The 16,700-nt window shown below is 43.5% G+C and carries 18 protein-coding genes; 9 read left to right on the forward strand and 9 right to left on the reverse strand.

Going from position 1 to position 16,700, the window contains the following annotated elements; translation table 11 throughout:
- Positions 1-125: 125 nt before the first annotated feature.
- Positions 126-1,094 (reverse strand): TAXI family TRAP transporter solute-binding subunit, encoded by a 969-nt coding sequence (locus AB6D58_RS03550; RefSeq protein WP_017061374.1) that lies wholly within the window; start codon positions 1,092-1,094, stop codon positions 126-128.
- 342 nt (positions 1,095-1,436) lie between these two features.
- A complete protein-coding gene (gene argR, locus AB6D58_RS03555; RefSeq protein ID WP_004740827.1) occupies positions 1,437-1,907 on the reverse strand; it encodes a transcriptional regulator ArgR in 471 nt (156 codons plus the stop codon).
- A 332-nt stretch (positions 1,908-2,239) separates the two neighbouring features.
- Here argR and mdh point away from each other — a divergent pair, with 332 nt between their 5' ends.
- Together mdh and AB6D58_RS03565 are read left to right on the forward strand one after the other, a co-directional pair.
- Positions 2,240-3,175 carry a malate dehydrogenase gene (gene mdh / locus AB6D58_RS03560; protein ID WP_009847834.1) on the forward strand — a complete coding sequence of 312 codons (936 nt, stop codon included), beginning with the start codon at positions 2,240-2,242 and terminating at the stop codon, positions 3,173-3,175.
- Between the two features lie 124 nt (positions 3,176-3,299).
- On the forward strand, positions 3,300-3,491 hold the full coding sequence (locus AB6D58_RS03565; RefSeq protein ID WP_017068805.1) for a hypothetical protein: 192 nt from the start codon (positions 3,300-3,302) through the stop codon (positions 3,489-3,491).
- 103 nt (positions 3,492-3,594) lie between these two features.
- On the opposite strand, the gene ispB is transcribed toward AB6D58_RS03565, so the two are convergent.
- Positions 3,595-4,566, reverse strand: a complete 972-nt coding sequence (ispB, locus tag AB6D58_RS03570) for an octaprenyl diphosphate synthase (RefSeq protein ID WP_372082789.1) — start codon at positions 4,564-4,566, stop codon at positions 3,595-3,597.
- A gap of 268 nt (positions 4,567-4,834) precedes the next feature.
- On the opposite strand from ispB, the gene rplU reads away from it, so the two are divergent.
- The 6 genes from rplU (at position 4,835) to folA (ending at position 8,840) form a co-directional block, all read left to right on the forward strand.
- Positions 4,835-5,146 (forward strand): 50S ribosomal protein L21, encoded by a 312-nt coding sequence (gene rplU / locus AB6D58_RS03575; protein ID WP_004740823.1) that lies wholly within the window; start codon positions 4,835-4,837, stop codon positions 5,144-5,146.
- A gap of 19 nt (positions 5,147-5,165) precedes the next feature.
- Positions 5,166-5,423 (forward strand): 50S ribosomal protein L27, encoded by a 258-nt coding sequence (gene rpmA / locus AB6D58_RS03580; protein ID WP_004735905.1) that lies wholly within the window; start codon positions 5,166-5,168, stop codon positions 5,421-5,423.
- 323 nt (positions 5,424-5,746) lie between these two features.
- Entirely contained in the window at positions 5,747-6,919 is a 1,173-nt protein-coding gene (cgtA, locus tag AB6D58_RS03585; protein ID WP_017061377.1) for an Obg family GTPase CgtA, read from the forward strand.
- A 164-nt stretch (positions 6,920-7,083) separates the two neighbouring features.
- Positions 7,084-7,851 carry a threonine/serine exporter ThrE family protein gene (locus tag AB6D58_RS03590; protein WP_017061378.1) on the forward strand — a complete coding sequence of 256 codons (768 nt, stop codon included), beginning with the start codon at positions 7,084-7,086 and terminating at the stop codon, positions 7,849-7,851.
- A complete protein-coding gene (locus tag AB6D58_RS03595; protein ID WP_017062945.1) occupies positions 7,851-8,324 on the forward strand; it encodes a threonine/serine exporter family protein in 474 nt (157 codons plus the stop codon). Before AB6D58_RS03590 ends, AB6D58_RS03595 begins: the two co-directional genes overlap by 1 nt.
- A 36-nt stretch (positions 8,325-8,360) precedes the next feature.
- Positions 8,361-8,840: a type 3 dihydrofolate reductase gene (gene folA / locus AB6D58_RS03600; protein WP_017062944.1), complete on the forward strand. Its 480-nt coding sequence runs from the start codon at positions 8,361-8,363 to the stop codon at positions 8,838-8,840.
- 74 nt (positions 8,841-8,914) lie between these two features.
- Here folA and AB6D58_RS03605 read toward each other — a convergent pair whose 3' ends face one another.
- From AB6D58_RS03605 to lptD, 6 genes are all read right to left on the reverse strand, one after another.
- Positions 8,915-9,718, reverse strand: coding sequence for a symmetrical bis(5'-nucleosyl)-tetraphosphatase (locus AB6D58_RS03605; RefSeq protein ID WP_372156510.1), 804 nt, complete (start codon positions 9,716-9,718; stop codon positions 8,915-8,917).
- A 29-nt stretch (positions 9,719-9,747) separates the two neighbouring features.
- Positions 9,748-10,128, reverse strand: a complete 381-nt coding sequence (apaG, locus tag AB6D58_RS03610; RefSeq protein WP_004735899.1) for a Co2+/Mg2+ efflux protein ApaG — start codon at positions 10,126-10,128, stop codon at positions 9,748-9,750.
- Between the two features lie 88 nt (positions 10,129-10,216).
- Positions 10,217-11,032 (reverse strand): 16S rRNA (adenine(1518)-N(6)/adenine(1519)-N(6))-dimethyltransferase RsmA, encoded by an 816-nt coding sequence (gene rsmA, locus AB6D58_RS03615; protein WP_017062942.1) that lies wholly within the window; start codon positions 11,030-11,032, stop codon positions 10,217-10,219.
- On the reverse strand, positions 11,029-12,021 hold the full coding sequence (pdxA, locus tag AB6D58_RS03620; protein ID WP_017062941.1) for a 4-hydroxythreonine-4-phosphate dehydrogenase PdxA: 993 nt from the start codon (positions 12,019-12,021) through the stop codon (positions 11,029-11,031). The genes rsmA and pdxA overlap by 4 nt, the downstream gene beginning before the upstream one ends.
- Entirely contained in the window at positions 12,008-13,306 is a 1,299-nt protein-coding gene (surA, locus tag AB6D58_RS03625; RefSeq protein ID WP_372156511.1) for a peptidylprolyl isomerase SurA, read from the reverse strand. The genes pdxA and surA overlap by 14 nt, the downstream gene beginning before the upstream one ends.
- Before the next feature lie 43 nt (positions 13,307-13,349).
- The gene (gene lptD / locus AB6D58_RS03630; protein WP_372098530.1) at positions 13,350-15,680 is read right to left on the reverse strand and encodes an LPS assembly protein LptD; all 2,331 of its coding nucleotides are present in this window, start codon (positions 15,678-15,680) and stop codon (positions 13,350-13,352) included.
- A 149-nt stretch (positions 15,681-15,829) separates the two neighbouring features.
- Here lptD and djlA point away from each other — a divergent pair, with 149 nt between their 5' ends.
- Positions 15,830-16,684, forward strand: coding sequence for a co-chaperone DjlA (djlA, locus tag AB6D58_RS03635; RefSeq protein ID WP_372098531.1), 855 nt, complete (start codon positions 15,830-15,832; stop codon positions 16,682-16,684).
- The last annotated feature ends 16 nt before the right edge of the window (positions 16,685-16,700 follow it).

A 16,700-nucleotide genomic window follows, 5' to 3' on the forward strand; every position in this document is an offset into this window, starting at 1 on the left:
AGGTAAGTCCTCCAAATTGGAGAAACTTAAAGGGCTGTTCTTTTCACTTAAATTATTTTTATAAAACGTGAAAAGCCAATAAGGAGGGCTAGCCTCCTTATTGGTGTAGTAGGCTTAAAGTAGAGTTACTTTAGAAGGCCCACTTCTTTGTAGTATTTTGCTGCGCCTGGGTGAAGAGGGATAGAGATACCCGCTTTAACCATGTCTTCTTTTTTCAGGTTAGCAAATGCTGGGTGTAGGCGTTTGAAAGTGTCAAAGTTTTCAAATACTGCCTTAGCAACGTTGTATGCAACTTCTTCAGAAACGTCTGAAGTTGTTACCATAGTAGCTGCAACACCGAAGCTGTTTACGTCAGCGTCAGTACCACGGTACATACCAGCAGGAACTGTGCTGTAAGCGTAGTATGGGTTTTCAGCTACGATCTTGTCGATCTGTGGACCTGTTGCTGAAACCAGTTTTGCATCACAAGACGTTGTTGCTTCTTTGATTGATCCGTTCGGGTGACCAACCATGTAGATGAATGCATCAATCTTGTTATCACAAAGTGCTTGTGAACGCTCAGAACCTTTAAGTTCAGAAGCAAGCTTGAAGCTGTCGTTAGTCCAGCCCATAGCGTCCATTACAACACCCATCGTTGCACGGTCACCAGAACCTGGGTTACCAATGTTTACACGCTTACCTGCTAGGTCAGACACATTGTTGATGCCAGCATCAGTACGAGCGATGATGTTGAACGGTTCTGTATGTAGAGAGAACATCGCGCGAAGTTTCTTGTATTCGCCCTGATCTTTGAACTTACTTGTACCGTTGTAGCCGTGGTATTGCCAGTCCGATTGAACAACACCGAAATCTAGTTCACCAGCACGGATGGTGTTAACGTTGTAGATTGAACCACCAGTAGACTCTACAGAACAACGAATGTTGTGGTCTTTGCGGCCCTTGTTCACTAGCTTACAAATCGCACCACCAGTTGGGTAGTAAACACCCGTAACTGAACCAGTACCAATCGTGATGAACTCTTGAGCGTTAACAGCGCCAGCGCCCATTACAGCAGCTGCAATAGCACCAACTTTAATAAGTTTGGTAAATGCCATGAATTTCCCTTCCTTTATTCATTATTAACCCTGAAACAAGTGTAGTTGCTTCAGGAGTTTCCTATTTGGAAACGGCACCTTTTTCAATCCATGTGATGAAAAAGTGGCTGAATAATATCAAAAATTGGCAGAAAATTACTCGAATGTTAAAAGATATAGCTGAAAAATCTAACAAATGATGTCTGGATCTCGTGTTTGATTTACTACTGAGTTTTTTAAAATCAATAGTTTAGTGTGATTTTGGAAGGGGGGTATGGATATTCGAGGATGTGATTTGGATCACGAAGCGAATAGATGCTCGTGATCCATTAATAAGGCTGATAGTTTTGAAACAGAGATCAATTATCCAGCGTATTCAAACAGTTCGCACACTGAATCAAACAGTTGCTTAGTGGTAACCGATAACGTTGGAGTAATGAAGATAGTGTCATCACCTGCGACTACGCCCAGTATACCTTCCGACTTACCTAGTGAGTCTAATAAACGAGCAATTAGCTGCGCCGCACCAGGACCTGTGTGTATCACCACCAATGCATTGTTGTGGTCAATATCTAGTACTAATTCTCGTAAAGAGCTAGAAACGGTCGGAACACCTAGCTCAGCAGGAAGACAGTAAACCATCTCCATTTTTGCGTTACGAGTTCGAACGGCACCAAACTTGGTTAACATACGCGAGACTTTAGACTGGTTGATGCTTTCAAAACCTTCGTGTTTTAGAGCATCAACAATTTCGCCTTGTGAGCCAAAACGTTCTTCTTTTAGTAAGGCTTTAAATGCACGAACTAAGTTGTCTTGCTTTTCTGTATTGCGCATATGTCATTCTTATTCATTAACAAAGATGTTTGCATATTCTCGCATACATATTCAATTTTAGCCAAAACATCCCTGTAATTTGTTAGTCATATCACTGTAAATATTTAATAGAATAATGTGTTATTTGCGACGACTTATTTTGTTATTTCAGTCGATTATCGCCATAATGCGAACTTGCTGTGTAGCACGGTTTTATTGACTTGCGCGAAGTCGCAAAGCTAGCGTTAATTGATTGTAATCACTTTGTGATTAATATAGTTTTTTAACTTAGATTTAGCTCAAGAATTACCCTACAAAGAATCTATAAGAGAAAGCTCTCAAGGAGAATAACAATGAAAGTAGCTGTTATTGGTGCCGCTGGTGGCATCGGTCAAGCCCTAGCCCTACTACTTAAGAACCGCCTACCTGCTGGTTCAGATCTTGCACTTTACGACATCGCTCCGGTAACACCGGGTGTTGCTGCCGATCTTAGCCATATCCCAACGCCTGTTTCGATCAAAGGTTACGCGGGTGAAGATCCAACACCAGCACTAGAAGGTGCGGATGTTGTACTTATTTCAGCGGGTGTTGCTCGTAAGCCTGGTATGGATCGTGCGGATCTTTTCAATGTGAACGCTGGCATTGTTAAGTCTCTTGCAGAGAAAATCGCAGTTACTTGTCCGACTGCTTGTGTTGGTATCATTACTAACCCAGTAAACACAACAGTGCCAATCGCGGCTGAAGTACTGAAGAAAGCGGGCGTTTACGACAAGCGTCGTCTATTCGGTATTACGACTCTTGATGTGATTCGTTCTGAAACGTTCGTTGCTGAACTAAAAGACAAAGATCCAGGCGACATCCGTGTTCCTGTTATCGGTGGTCACTCAGGCGTAACGATTCTTCCTCTACTTTCTCAAGTTGAAGGCGTAGAGTTCACTGATGAAGAAATTGCAGCGCTAACGACTCGCATCCAAAATGCAGGTACTGAAGTAGTAGAAGCTAAAGCTGGCGGCGGCAGTGCGACACTGTCTATGGGTCAAGCGGCTTGTCGTTTCGGTCTTGCACTAGTTAAAGCACTTCAAGGTGAAGAAAACGTGATTGAATGTGCATACGTTGAAGGTGAAGGCGAGCACGCTCCATTCTTCGCACAGCCAGTTAAACTAGGCAAAGAGGGCGCTGAAGCGATCCTTAGCTACGGTGAGCTAAGTGACTTCGAACGTAACGCTTTAGATAGCATGCTTGAAACGCTAAATGGTGACATCGAGATTGGTGTTGAATTCGCTAAATAAGCGAAACGCTATTTAACTCAGACTTAAGCTAATTAATAAGGGCCGGTCATTATGATCGGCTTTTTTGATCCTGAAGTTCAAGCTACTCGTATTTAGCTTTACAATTAATGTGAAGGTAAATGTTATGGCTACTGTTCAGAAGGGTATGAATGTCGAATATTTGGGGCACTTAGGAAAAGTATTGGTAATTGATGAGCAAGAGCAGTACGCGCTAGTAGAGACTTACAACGGGCAAGAGCAGTACGCGGTGCCAATGGAAGAGCTTGAAGAGATTGAAGCACAACTGCCGTTATCATTAGAAGCCAGTCGATATTGAATTTGGCTCACCTACAAATATTTGTTGAAAACCAAAAAAAAGAGCCCTGAGGCTCTTTTTGTTATTTATATAGAAGCTAGAAGCGAGTTGTCTATTAACCTGCTTACTTACTGCGTTTAACAGCTAAGTGTGCGAGCGTGGCTAGCGCTTGCTTATATTCAGAGTCAGGAAGTACAGAAAGCTCAGCGATGGCTTTATCGGCCTCTTCGTAGGCTTTATTTGTTGTGTACTCTAAAGAGCCTGTCTCTTTCATTACAGCCATAATGTCGTCAAGACGTTCCATGCCGTTCGCTTTCTCAATCGCTTCACGAATCATGCTTGCTTGTTCAGGAGAGCCATTATGCATTGCGTAAAGTAGAGGAAGCGTTGGTTTGCCTTCGGCAAGATCGTCACCAACGTTTTTACCCATCTCTTTACCATCTGCAGTGTAATCCATCACATCGTCAATCAGTTGGAATGCGGTGCCTAGGTATTTACCATAGTTCTGCATTGCTGTTTCGATCTCTGGTGATGACTCAGTAAGAATCGCGCCGATTTGGGTCGCAGCTTCGAACAAACGAGCAGTCTTAGAGTAGATCACCTGCATGTAGCTTTCTTCTGTGGTGTCTGGGTTATTGCAGTTCATTAATTGTTGAACTTCACCCTCGGCAATCACGTTTACCGCTTCACTCATTAACTCAAGGATCTTTAAGGATCCTAGCGTTGTCATCATTTGGAATGAGCGTGTGTAGATAAAGTCACCCACCAAAACGCTAGCGGCATTACCAAAAGCGGCATTGGCCGTCGCTTTACCACGTCTCATGTCCGATTCGTCGACAACGTCGTCATGAAGCAGGGTTGCGGTGTGAATAAACTCGATAAAGGCTGCAGAGGTGATATGAGCTTCACCTTGGTAACCAAGTGCGCGGGCAGATAAAAGAGCAAGCAAAGGGCGTAGGCGCTTTCCACCACCGCTAACGATATAAAAACCAAGCTGGTTGATTAAACTTACGTCAGAATTAAGTTGGGCTTGAATTGTTTCATTCACTTTTGCCATATCATTGGCAGTAAGCGTTTGGATAGCTTTAAAATCCATTGTTCATCCGGCTGAAGTTAGACCCTGTAAGGCTTATACGTTGTATTCAATTGTTGAATAATACACTAAAAAACGTTGATTAATACATCGCTAAAGGGCATGATTGCCACACTTTTCTTTGGCGAACAGGTTTTCGCCAATTTTTTAAAAATATGGCTTGTCATAGCGCCATGATTCCCGTAGAATCTGCGCCCTATTGATTAGTTTAGCGCACACCCGAGTTGTACAATTAACAACCATAGGCTGTGCGGAAAAAGCGGAGTAAAATATGTACGCTGTTTTCCAATCTGGTGGCAAACAACACCGAGTAAGCGAAGGTCAAACACTTCGTTTAGAGAAATTAGACGTTGAAACTGGTGCAACTGTTGAATTTGATAAAGTTCTTCTTGTTGCTAACGGCGAAGAAATCGCTGTTGGTGCACCTCTTGTTGAAGGTGGCAAGGTTACTGCAGAAGTAGTACAACACGGTCGTGGCGATAAAGTAAAAATCGTTAAGTTCCGTCGTCGTAAGCACTCGCGTAAGCAAGCTGGTCACCGTCAGTGGTTCACTGAAGTGAAAATCACTGGCATTAACGCTTAAGTATTAGGAGAGTTTAACAATGGCACATAAAAAAGCTGGCGGTTCTACTAATAACGGCCGCGATTCAGAAAGCAAACGTCTTGGTGTTAAGCGTTTTGGTGGTGAATCTGTTCTTGCAGGTAACATCATCGTTCGTCAACGTGGTACTAAGTTCCACGCTGGCACAAACGTTGGCATCGGTAAAGACCACACTCTTTTCGCTCTTACTGAAGGTAAAGTGAAATTTGCTGTTAAAGGTCCTAAAAACCGTAAGTTTGTAAGCATCGAAGCTGAGTAATTTAATCTTTAACTAGATTATTTTATTAGCTTTCAAGCTGAATTCAAAAGCCCTGCCGATTCGGCAGGGTTTTTTATTTATAGCAAGAATAAAAAAGCAGACGCTCTTGTTTTGGTTTTGAGAAGCCGTTTTATTTTTTGATAAACAGATTAGTTTTTAAGAAGCCGTTTGTTTTTAAGAAATAAGAAGCAAAGAACCTCTCCTTATTTGTTCCTTGGTTGCAGGTCGGCCTAGATCTTAGGTGATCGATCTAAACACGGATCTGCTAGAATTTATATCACTCCTTGATGAGTGGTAACGCAACGTAAGTGCGGAGTTAAAAAATGAAATTCGTTGATGAAGCGGTAGTAAAAATAGAAGCCGGTGATGGCGGTAATGGTACAGTTAGCTTTTGGCGCGAAAAATTCGTCGCTAAAGGTGGTCCTGATGGCGGCGACGGTGGTGACGGCGGTGATGTTTACATCCAAGCGGATGAGAACTTAAACACACTGATCGATTACCGTTTCCAACGTTTTTACAATGCAGAGCGTGGCGAGAATGGTCGCGGCGGTAACTGTACTGGTAAACGTGGTAAAGACATTACGCTGAAAGTGCCAGTTGGTACGCGTGCAGTTGATATCCACACCAACGAAATCGTTGCTGAAGTTGCTGAACACGGCAAGAAAGTAATGGTTGGTAAAGGTGGTTGGCACGGTCTTGGTAACACACGTTTTAAATCGTCTGTTAACCGCGCTCCTCGTCAAAAGACAATGGGTACTAAAGGCGAAGTTCGTGAACTGCGTTTAGAGCTTCTTCTATTAGCTGACGTTGGTATGCTTGGCCTACCAAACGCAGGTAAATCTACTTTTATTCGTTCAGTATCTGCTGCGAAACCAAAAGTGGCTGATTACCCGTTCACTACTTTGATCCCAAGCTTGGGTGTGGTAAGTGTTGTCCCTGAAAAGAGCTTCGTTGTTGCCGATATCCCAGGACTAATCGAAGGCGCAGCTGATGGCGCTGGCCTTGGTATCCGATTCCTTAAGCACCTTGAGCGTTGTCGTGTTCTTCTGCATATGATCGACATTATGCCGATCGATCAATCTGATCCTATTCAGAATGCACTAACGATCATCGATGAGCTTGAGCAATACAGTGAAAAAGTTTCACAAAAACCTCGCTGGTTAGTGTTCAATAAAGTTGACCTAATGCCAGAAGACGAAGCAGACGAAAAGATTCAAGAAATCATCGATGCTTTGGGCTGGGAAGGCGAGTACTTCAAGATCTCTGCCGTGAATAAAATCGGCACCAAAGATCTTTGCTTCAAACTAGGTGAGTTTATGGAAAACCTACCTCGTGAAGTTGTAGAAGTTGAAGAAGAAGAAAAAGTAGACTTTATGTGGGATGACTACCATAAAGATGCGATGAGCGGTAAGAATGTCGTTACTGAAGATGACGACGATTGGGACGATTGGGATGACGAAGAGGATGACGGCCATGTTATCTATGTTCGTGACTAATCCTCTTAGTTTCTCATAACGCATCGGTCGCTTCTTACAAGTACACTGATAGTTTTATTAAACCGCAATGAAAATTGCGGTTTTTTTGTATCTAAATCATGACGTCTTACTGTTTTTTATGCAAAATTTATCTTTAGATAATTAACGCCTATGGGAAGGAAATCATGGCATCAAAGCAAAGAGCGATCTCAAGACTCGTCGCTCAATCAGGACAAATGTTATTGGCGCACGGGGCTGAGAGCACACTGGTCGGCGATATCATGCGTCGCATCGGTATTGCTTGTGGGGTGAATGAGGTTGAAGTCGCACTGTCAGCCAATGCGCTTGTTGTAACTACCGTAATGGATGATCACTGTATTACCACTACTCGAAGTTGTGCTGATCGTGGCATTAACATGCAGGTTATCACCGACATTCAACGCATTTGCATCATGATGGAGAAGGGAATTCTCGATTATGATTTGGCGTATAAAAAGATTCAAAACATCAGCCCCGAGCGCTACAACCGTTGGTTAGTGGTTGTGATGATAGGGTTGTCGTGCGCCTCTTTTAGCCACCTTGCGGGCGGAGACTGGCAAGTCTTCATGATGACTTTTATTGCTTCAGCTTGCGGTATGATCGTCAGGCAAGAGATTGGGCACCGCCATTTCAATCCGCTATTAAACTTTGCTATCACAGCATTCGTTACCACGACCATTTCAGCTCAAGCCGTACTTTACAATATTGGCGGCCAACCCACGATCGTGATGGCTTCATCTGTATTAATGTTAGTACCTGGTTTTCCTCTGATTAACTCCGTCGCTGATATGCTTAAAGGCCATATTAATATGGGGTTAGCGCGCTTTACCATGGCCAGCTTATTAACTCTGGCGACGAGCTTGGGCATTGTCGCGGCGATGAGTCTATCAGATGTTTGGGGGTGGGCAAGCTAATGAGTATTTTCGAACTGTTTTTAGGTCTGCTCAACGATATGTTTTTCGCCGCTATTCCTGCGGTTGGGTTTGCATTGGTGTTTAACGTTCCGCAACGTGCTTTAATTTATTGTGCACTCGGTGGTTCTATCGGTCATGGTAGCCGGTATCTGATGATGCACTTTGGTATTCCAATCGAATGGGCGACGTTCTTCGCCGCAACCGTGGTTGGTATGATAGGGGTTCATTGGTCACATAAACTGTTAGCACATCCGAAGGTGTTTACGGTTGCAGCTCTAATTCCTATGGTGCCAGGTGTGTTCGCCTTCAAGGCGATGATTGCGATGGTGGAGATTAACAGGGCAGGCTACACGCCTGAGTTGTTGGCAATGTTGATGGAGAACTTTTTAAAATCGATGTTCATTATCGCAGGGTTGGCGGTTGGCTTAGCTGTGCCAGGGCTGTTATTCTATCGCCGTAGACCTATCGTTTAGCGTTAATTTTCTTTTTAGGGACAGGACTTTCGATTTATGATCATCAGCATGATAGCGGCAATGGCAAACAACCGTATAATTGGTAAAGACAATCAGATGCCTTGGCATTTACCTGCGGATTTTGCATGGTTTAAACGCTCGACTATGGGTAAACCAGTCGTGATGGGACGTAAGACCTACGATTCTATTGGACGCCCTTTGCCGGGTCGGTTGAATGTCGTAATCAGCCGTGATGAGAGTTTAAAGATTGAAGGTGTAACGACGGTAACTTCTATTGAACAGGCTCTAGAGCTACTCAGTGATGTTGAAGAGGTGATGATCATTGGTGGCGGCTCTATTTATGAGAGCTGCTTACCTAAAGCGGACAAGTTGTATCTGACTTACATCGATTTCGCCGTCGATGGAGATACACAATTTCCTGACTGGGGTGAAGGTTGGAAGCAGAGCTTTAACGAGAGCTATCAAGCTGACGAGAAAAACAAACACAACATGGAGTTTGTGATTCTCGAGCGTTAACTGTGGTTATCAATAGCTAGTCTCTGAAAAATGCTTGCGTTACCCTACCAAGGTAGCGCAAGTTTCTCGTATCTTTATAGCGCTTTCTGAGTGAAAAACTGTTTATCTTCCCAGCGAAGAATTGTCAATTCACCTCCCCAGACGCATCCAGTATCAAGTCCAATTACGTCTTTTCCGTTATAGCCTTCAAGCGCAGCCCAGTGTCCAAAAACAACGGTTTTATCGAGCTTTATGCGTTGCGGAAGGTCAAACCATGGCACTAATGGTTCATCGGTAATCTCATTCGGTGGTAGCTTACATGCCATGTCGAGACGGCCATCTTCAAAACAGAAACGCATTCTTGTCAGGCTATTGATCGCATAGCGATAGCGCTCAATATCATGTAAATCCTGATGCCATAAATCAGGCGCGTTGCTGTACATGTTTTCGATTAGCCATTGCCATTTATCGGACTTTAACAAGGATACGATCTCTCGATTTTCAACACGTGCTCTTTCTAGATTCCACTGCGGTGAGATACCCGCATGGCACATCACGAACTCTGGGTGTTCTTGAAGCAAAGGCTGTTGTCTTAACCATTCGATTAGCAGTTCACGATCTTCAGCATCAAGAATCGCTTGAGTCTTATCTTTTGGTTTCGCTGGAAATAGTCCTAAGGACACCGCCAGAAGATGTAAGTCGTGGTTGCCTAATACAACCTTAGCTGCGTCACCAAGGTTACGAATAAAGCGTAACGTCTCCAATGATTTAGGGCCTCGAGCAACTAAGTCTCCAGCGACCCATAAAGTATCTTGGTGTTTATCAAAGTTAATTTTTTCAAGCAGTAATTGAAGTTCGTCGAAGCACCCTTGGATGTCTCCGACAATATAATTCGACACAATAATTTCCTATAGATACGGATGTACGGCTAATTAAGAATATTAGGGATTGCGAGTCTGAATGGGTCAACTTCGGTAATAAAATCAATGCCCTTGTTATCGGTCATCACATAGTGACCTTGCATAACGCCAACAGGGGTTTCGATGACCGTACCACTTGTGTAGGTGTACTCGTCGTTGGCTTCAATCACGGGTTGTTGGCCAACTACACCATCACCCTCAATGGTGAGCTGCTTGCCGTTAGAGTCGGTAATTAACCAGCGGCGAGACATAAGTTGCACCGTTGTTTTACTTAGATTTTTGATGGTAATAATGTAGGCGAAGACATAACGATTCTTCGTTGGCTCAGATTGTTCTTCTATGTACTTAGAGTGAACCTGGCATTTGATACAAGGCGTAGATATATCCATATTCGCACCTTTTGTTGTTGATATACTTAATGTAATTAAAGTATTACATAAAAAAGGCTCCTAACCGAAGTGTAGGAGCCTTTTTTATTTATTTGTCAGCGTTATGACTGTCGTACAACCAGTTTGCCATGTCGACAAACTGCTCGAGCGTTAAGTTCTCAGGACGCATGCTTGGGTTGATACCTAGCTCTTCAAGCACTTCCTTATCGATTAAGCTCTTGTAGCAGTTACGAACTGTTTTACGACGTTGGTTAAAGCCTTCACGACAGACGCGATCTAGCCATTTCAGATCTTTTGCCGGATAAGGCAGCACTTCGTATGGCTGTAGGCGCACGACTGCTGAGTCTACTTTCGGTGGCGGAACGAAGGCCGTTGGTGGAACTTCTAACACAGGCGTTACTTTACAGTAGTATTGAGCCATTACAGTAAGACGACCGTAAGCTTTACTGCCAGGGCCAGCAGCTAGACGGTTAACCACTTCTTTTTGAAGCATAAAGTGCATGTCTTGCACGTCTTTATGGAATTCAAAAAGGTGGAACATCAATGGTGTAGAGATGTTATATGGCAAGTTACCAAAGATGCGTAGCTTATTGTTTGGCTTAACCAGTTCTTGGAAATCGAACTTCATCGCATCGCCTTCACGGATCGTTAGCTTGTCCGCAAGATCTGGATGGTTACGAAGACGTTCTGCAAGGTCTCTATCCAATTCGATAACAGTAAATTTATCGACAAGCTTACCCACAGGCTCAGTAATTGCGCCTAGACCAGGACCGATCTCTACCAAGTTTTGACCTGGTAGTGGGTTAATACTCGATACGATGCCATCAATAATGTATGGATCGTTAAGGAAGTTTTGACCAAAACGTTTACGCGCTTTGTGCCCTAAGTGGACATCATTTCTCATTGCTTTTTCTCTACTAATTCAATGGCGTGCGTGAGCGCTGTTCTAAAGCTCCCTGTATCGGCTTGGCCTTTCCCTGCCAAGTCTAAGGCGGTACCGTGGTCGACTGATGTGCGAATAAACGGTAAGCCAAGCGTGATGTTCACTGAGCGACCAAACCCTTTGTATTTCAATACCGGGAGTACTTGGTCGTGATACATACCTAAAACAGCATCTGCATCTTGCAAATATTTTTCATTAAAGATGGTGTCTGCTGGCAATGGGCCAACTAAATTGATGCCATCTTTTTGGCGAATTTTTTCTAGCGTCGGGGTGATAGTTTCAATCTCTTCACGCCCTAAACAACCATCTTCACCAGCATGTGGATTCAAGCCACACACATAGATAGTTGGTTTCTCAATAGCAAATTTTTCAACCAAGTCTTTATTTAGAATAGCAATAATTTGCTCTAATCTGTCTTCGGTCACAGCTTGAGATACATAAGCTAGTGGGATGTGCGTTGTTACTAGCGCAACACGCAGCCCTTCAGTTGCCAACATCATCACCACCAGTGGTGTATTGGACTTCTCTGCAAAGAACTCGGTATGGCCGCTAAAAGCAACGCCAGCTCGGTTAATTACACCCTTGTGAACGGGGCCGGTGACAATAGCATCAAATTCATCATTCATACAGCCAATTGCTGCGGTTTCTAAAGTATTTAATACGTAATGACCATTAGCCTCATTGAGTTGACCTGCAACTGCCGTTTCAGCAAGTGGAACGTGTTTCACTACCAGTGTGCCAGCGCGTTGCGGTTGCTTAGCTGCATTTGCATCGTAGTCCAGAAGATCGACTTCGATACCAAGAATTTTAGCTCGCTCGGATAGCAGTGTTTTATCAGCACAAACCACGAGTTGATGAGGCCAACTTTCTTGAGATAGAGCCAAAGTTAAATCTGGGCCTATCCCTGCTGGTTCACCTGCGGTTATGACAATACGTTTAGTTGTTGTCATCTTGGTCGTCCTCAACCATCTCAACAAAGGCACTTGCTCTTACTTCTTGTAGCCAAGCACCAGCTTCTTCGTTGAATTTACGGTTAAATAGAATTTGGTAAGCTTTGTTTTTCAAAGCTGAATCGGTACGGTCGACTTCGCGACGGTCTAGTACTTCAACAATGTGCCAACCGTGTACGGTTTTGAATGGCGCACTGATTTTGCCTTCTGGTAGCGTTTCTACTTGGTGTTTGAATTCTGGTACATACAAATCTGGTGTTTGGTAGCCTAGCTCACCATCTTGTACTGCAGAACCTGGATCTTGGCTGTATTGCTGTGCAAGGTCGCCAAAGCTCGCTTCGCCTGCGTTTACGCGGCGCGTGATCTTTTCAAGTTGTTCTTTCGCGCCATCGTCACTCAAGATTACGGTTGGCTTAATCAAGATATGACGAGCATTCACTTCCGTTACTGCTACGGTTTCTAAGCCTTTCACATCTTCAATTTTTAGAATGTGGAAACCTACACCGCTACGGAAAGGACCGATGATGCTGCCTTTATTTTGCATTTTGATCTGGTCCGCAAAAATGGTTGGCATCTCTTCTTTACGCATCCAACCCCAATCACCACCTTGCAGCGCTTTAGGACCCTTAGAGTAAGTATATGCCATGGTGCTGAAATCTTTGCCTGAGTTCAGTTCTTCGACAAGTTCTTTAGCTTGGGCTTCTAGCTCTTCTTTGGTTTGGTCATCATTGAAGCGAAGTTGAATGTGTCCAATCTTGTATTGAACGGTTGCGTTAGTCTCTTGCGCTAAGATATCCGCTAGGTTATCGACCTCTGCAGGAAGGATGTTAATACGACGGCGAACTAGAGCATTGCGAGCCTCACTTGCCGCAATTTCTTTTCTTACTTGCTCTCGAAATGCATTGTAGCTAAGGCCTTCTTTAGCAACCGATGCGGTAAGTTGTTCTACCGTTTGGTTGTTGTCTTTAGCGATACCTTCAATTGCTTGATCAAGTCGAGCATCATCAATACGAACACCGATACGTTCTGCTTCTTGAGTTTGAATAGTATCGATGATCAGTTTTTCTAGTACTTGCTCATTGAGCACATCTTGCGATGGCAGTGTTTGACCGCTTTTTTTTGCGTTGGCACGCAGTGTCTTCATCGAAGCATCGATGTCGCTTTGTAAGATAACGCCTTCGTTAACGATAACTTTTACGCTGTCTAGCTCAACCGGTGCTGCAAAGCTTGTTGATAAAGTACAAGTCGCTGCAATAGCAATTAATGTGCGTTTCCACAATGTCATGTGTAATCCTTTAAATTTACTGATTTCTTATCAGTAAAGAAAATTAGTTGTTTAAGAAGAATGGGCGACCGTAGCTCAATGAGTTATCAGAACTGCTATCCCCAACAGCGCCTGAATCAGAGCCTAAGTTAGTACCAAAGCCGATAATGCCGAAATTCACACCAAAGTTATTTTCATATTCAGGCGTGACATTTGGATCACTAATGTTATTTGTCAGCTGGTTACTATACGTAAATCCGATATACCAACAATCCGATTTATAGTTCAAGCGAGCCAACCATTCTAGATTTTCTTGTGTGGTTAAATCATAGAAATATTGAGCACTGGCATTCCACTTCCGCGAAATCTGGTAAGCACCAAGTAAGCCTGCTTGTGAGATACCATCTCTAGTTATGGATGATACGTCAAAATCTACAGTTTCATTTATGTACTCTTCTGTTACATAGCGGTAGTTGGTTTGTATATAGCCGCCGGCAAAACGGTACTCAATGGTACTGTTAGCAAGTTGCATCGAAGATGAATCAATGTCGTATTGCACACCGCCATGGTAGAAAAGGTAATCATCGTAGTTGAAATCCATTTCAATAGCCCAAGACGAATAATTAGTTTTCTTATTAGAGTCGTCGTTGTCTAAAGTCTGTTTTGTATCTTTATCAAAATAGAAAATTTGACCAAAAGATATGTTTAAGCGCTCTCGGTACTCATCATCAAAAAAGCGAGATGATGCGCCATAGCTAATTTGATTTGCTGACGCAATGCGGTCTACACCACTGTATTTACGGCTTCTAAATAGGCCGTAGTAATCGGTTTGTAACAGCGTAGTATCATAAAGACCAATATCGCTTTGATCCTCTTCAGGAACATACAGGTACTGGACTTGAGGCTCCAAGGTTTGAGTATAGTTACCTACAATCGTGGTATCTCGCTCCAGAACAATACCAGCGTGGCTTCTAAATTCAGGGATAACTCGACTTACCGATTCTTCTAAATCTTTGTACTCGTCACTTGTTGTATCAACGCCATCAAGATCCTGTTGGTAGTATGTACCAAGTAATCGTGCTTCGGTTGTCCAAGTGCCCCAAGTGTTACCTACTGGGATTGTAATACCAGGTTCAACGTGAACACGAGTGGCTGATGGTTTGCCTGATGCGTCGGTATCGAACATTGATATATGACTGATTAAGTCAAAATCTAGGTAATCCATTACCTCTGGAGCATAGTAGTTATACTCGAGTTGTGGCATTAGACGATAAGGCAAGTTATTGCTGGTGGTAAGAACTTGGAAGTCTCGAACAAGTACAGACGCATCCCAATTTTGAGAACGGTATGTTGCTTGCCCTTCTTGAAGCAGTTGTCCATCTTCACGGTTACCGATATTTGAGCTCATGTCCGAAAAGTAGTCAATATCACTGACTTTAGAGTAATCAATTTCGAATAACCAAGATTGTTGGAATATTCCTGAATGTTCTAGTTGGAAACCCCAACGATCGCCTAGATCAGTGTACTTTTGATCGTCTGGTAAATATTCAGACTCGATACTACCGGAACCAAAATCGCTTAAATATCTGAATTTACTGTTGAGTTGAGTGCCACGCTCTTGCATGTACTTGAAGGTAGTTTCCAAATCGTAGTCTGGTGCTAAGTTCCAATAAACAGGAATTTCAGCTTCAAAACCATCGCTTGAACCATACGAAACTGTTGGGTACAAGAAACCGGTTTTACGTGTATCACCCACCGGTACTGTTAAGTAAGGTAAGTAAAAGACGGGAACACTTTGGATTTCAAAACGTGGATTATAAAAAGTGGCTTGTTCTTCGTCTTGGTCGACACTGATGCTCGATGCTCTTAGACGCCAAGCATTATCGCCGATAGGGCAAGAGGTAATGGAGCCATCTTCAATCTCATAAACCGCTTTACCTGTTTTTGCTATATAAACAGCATCTCCGCGACCGGGCTCGCAAAGGAATTCGTAATCGGTGTTCTCAAGCGTCATTTCATCTGTAGTCAGATTATTGGTCGCTCTGTCTGAGATAGATTTGATTTGACCATCACTAAAGTTTACGTTGCCTTCAGCTACAACGATATTTTCTTGTTGGTGCAGGGTTACGTTATCGGCAAGGATGGTCTTGTTCCCTTGCGTAACGACTACGTCACCTGAATATATTGCTTTGTCACCATTGATAGCTTCTAGGCGATCTGACTCAACGTGAGCGGGTAGCTGTGTCTCGTTTTCTGCAGCGGGCTCGATCAAGCATTGATCTATAGAGGGCATTTCCTGCACACTACTATCGGTGATTGTTTCAGCTTGAGTTGTCGACACGTATAACGCCGTACTTATAGACGCGGCTAACAAGGTGCGGGAAAAAGATTGCATGAAGTTGAACTATCCTGTGTCACTAGATGAAGGGTTGATCTAGTATCAATCCAATTAATAAAGCATTTTCCTTATGATAAAGGAAATAATAGCATTCAGCATCATCAGACAGCATTACTCAGATAAAATTCATAGATAGAGAACACATAATGCAAATATTTGGCAAAATTTTGGGCGCGTTTTTTGGCTTTTTATTTGGAGGGCCACTCGGTTTAGTTTTTGGTCTGTTTTTAGGACACCAATTCGATAAAGCTCGCGGATTGAACCAATCAGGCTTCAATAGCTCTGGTTTTGGTCGAGGTCCAAGCCAAGCAGAAAGACAGAACGAGTTTTTTAAATCCGCTTTTGCGGTTATGGGGCACGTTGCTAAAGCGAAAGGGCAGGTAACGCCAGAAGAGATTCAACTCGCTTCTACCATGATGGAGCGTATGAACCTACATGGCGAACAGCGTAAAGCAGCGCAAGATGCATTCCGTGACGGCAAAGAGAGCGACTTCCCTCTGAACGACGTACTTGATCGAGTTAAAATCTCATCGGGTGGTCGTTTTGATCTTCTGCAGTTCTTTCTAGAGCTTCAGGTATCTGCCGCATTTGCGGATGGAAGTTTGCACCCGAGTGAACGTCAAGTTCTGCATAAAATAGCGCAAGGGCTTGGGTTTTCGGCAGCACAACTAGAACGCCGCTTGCAGATGCAAGAAGCTGCGTTCCGTTTCCAACAGCAAGGTGGAAGCTTTGGTGGCCATCAGGGTCATGGGCAATCATCAGGTTGGCAACAGGCTTCGCAACAGAACCAACTTGGCGACGCATATAAGGTTCTTGGTGTGAGTGAAAGTGCTGACGGTAAAGAGGTGAAGAAAGCCTACCGCAAGCTGATGAATGAACATCACCCAGATAAACTGATGGCGAAGGGCTTACCGCCTGAGATGATGAATGTTGCGAAAGAGAAATCGCAAGAAATTCAGAATGCTTATGACCTGATAAAGAAAGTAAAAGGTTTTAAGTAATTGAACACTAAACCGA

Origin of the sequence: Vibrio sp. 10N.239.312.D08 (genome assembly GCF_041466145.1) — a bacterium.
Classification (GTDB): Bacteria; Pseudomonadota; Gammaproteobacteria; order Enterobacterales; family Vibrionaceae; genus Vibrio; species Vibrio crassostreae_C.

Bases quoted from the DNA above. Each gene is read 5' to 3' on its own strand.
- AB6D58_RS03550 (WP_017061374.1), bottom strand. From the start codon at position 1,094: ATGGCATTTACCAAACTTATTAAAGTTGGTGCTATTGCAGCTGCTGTA.
- argR (WP_004740827.1), bottom strand. From the start codon at position 1,907: ATGCGCAATACAGAAAAGCAAGACAACTTAGTTCGTGCATTTAAAGCC.
- mdh (WP_009847834.1), top strand. From the start codon at position 2,240: ATGAAAGTAGCTGTTATTGGTGCCGCTGGTGGCATCGGTCAAGCCCTA.
- AB6D58_RS03565 (WP_017068805.1), top strand. From the start codon at position 3,300: ATGGCTACTGTTCAGAAGGGTATGAATGTCGAATATTTGGGGCACTTA.
- ispB (WP_372082789.1), bottom strand. From the start codon at position 4,566: ATGGATTTTAAAGCTATCCAAACGCTTACTGCCAATGATATGGCAAAA.
- rplU (WP_004740823.1), top strand. From the start codon at position 4,835: ATGTACGCTGTTTTCCAATCTGGTGGCAAACAACACCGAGTAAGCGAA.
- rpmA (WP_004735905.1), top strand. From the start codon at position 5,166: ATGGCACATAAAAAAGCTGGCGGTTCTACTAATAACGGCCGCGATTCA.
- cgtA (WP_017061377.1), top strand. From the start codon at position 5,747: ATGAAATTCGTTGATGAAGCGGTAGTAAAAATAGAAGCCGGTGATGGC.
- AB6D58_RS03590 (WP_017061378.1), top strand. From the start codon at position 7,084: ATGGCATCAAAGCAAAGAGCGATCTCAAGACTCGTCGCTCAATCAGGA.
- AB6D58_RS03595 (WP_017062945.1), top strand. From the start codon at position 7,851: ATGAGTATTTTCGAACTGTTTTTAGGTCTGCTCAACGATATGTTTTTC.
- folA (WP_017062944.1), top strand. From the start codon at position 8,361: ATGATCATCAGCATGATAGCGGCAATGGCAAACAACCGTATAATTGGT.
- apaG (WP_004735899.1), bottom strand. From the start codon at position 10,128: ATGGATATATCTACGCCTTGTATCAAATGCCAGGTTCACTCTAAGTAC.
- rsmA (WP_017062942.1), bottom strand. From the start codon at position 11,032: ATGAGAAATGATGTCCACTTAGGGCACAAAGCGCGTAAACGTTTTGGT.
- pdxA (WP_017062941.1), bottom strand. From the start codon at position 12,021: ATGACAACAACTAAACGTATTGTCATAACCGCAGGTGAACCAGCAGGG.
- surA (WP_372156511.1), bottom strand. From the start codon at position 13,306: ATGACATTGTGGAAACGCACATTAATTGCTATTGCAGCGACTTGTACT.
- lptD (WP_372098530.1), bottom strand. From the start codon at position 15,680: ATGCAATCTTTTTCCCGCACCTTGTTAGCCGCGTCTATAAGTACGGCG.
- djlA (WP_372098531.1), top strand. From the start codon at position 15,830: ATGCAAATATTTGGCAAAATTTTGGGCGCGTTTTTTGGCTTTTTATTT.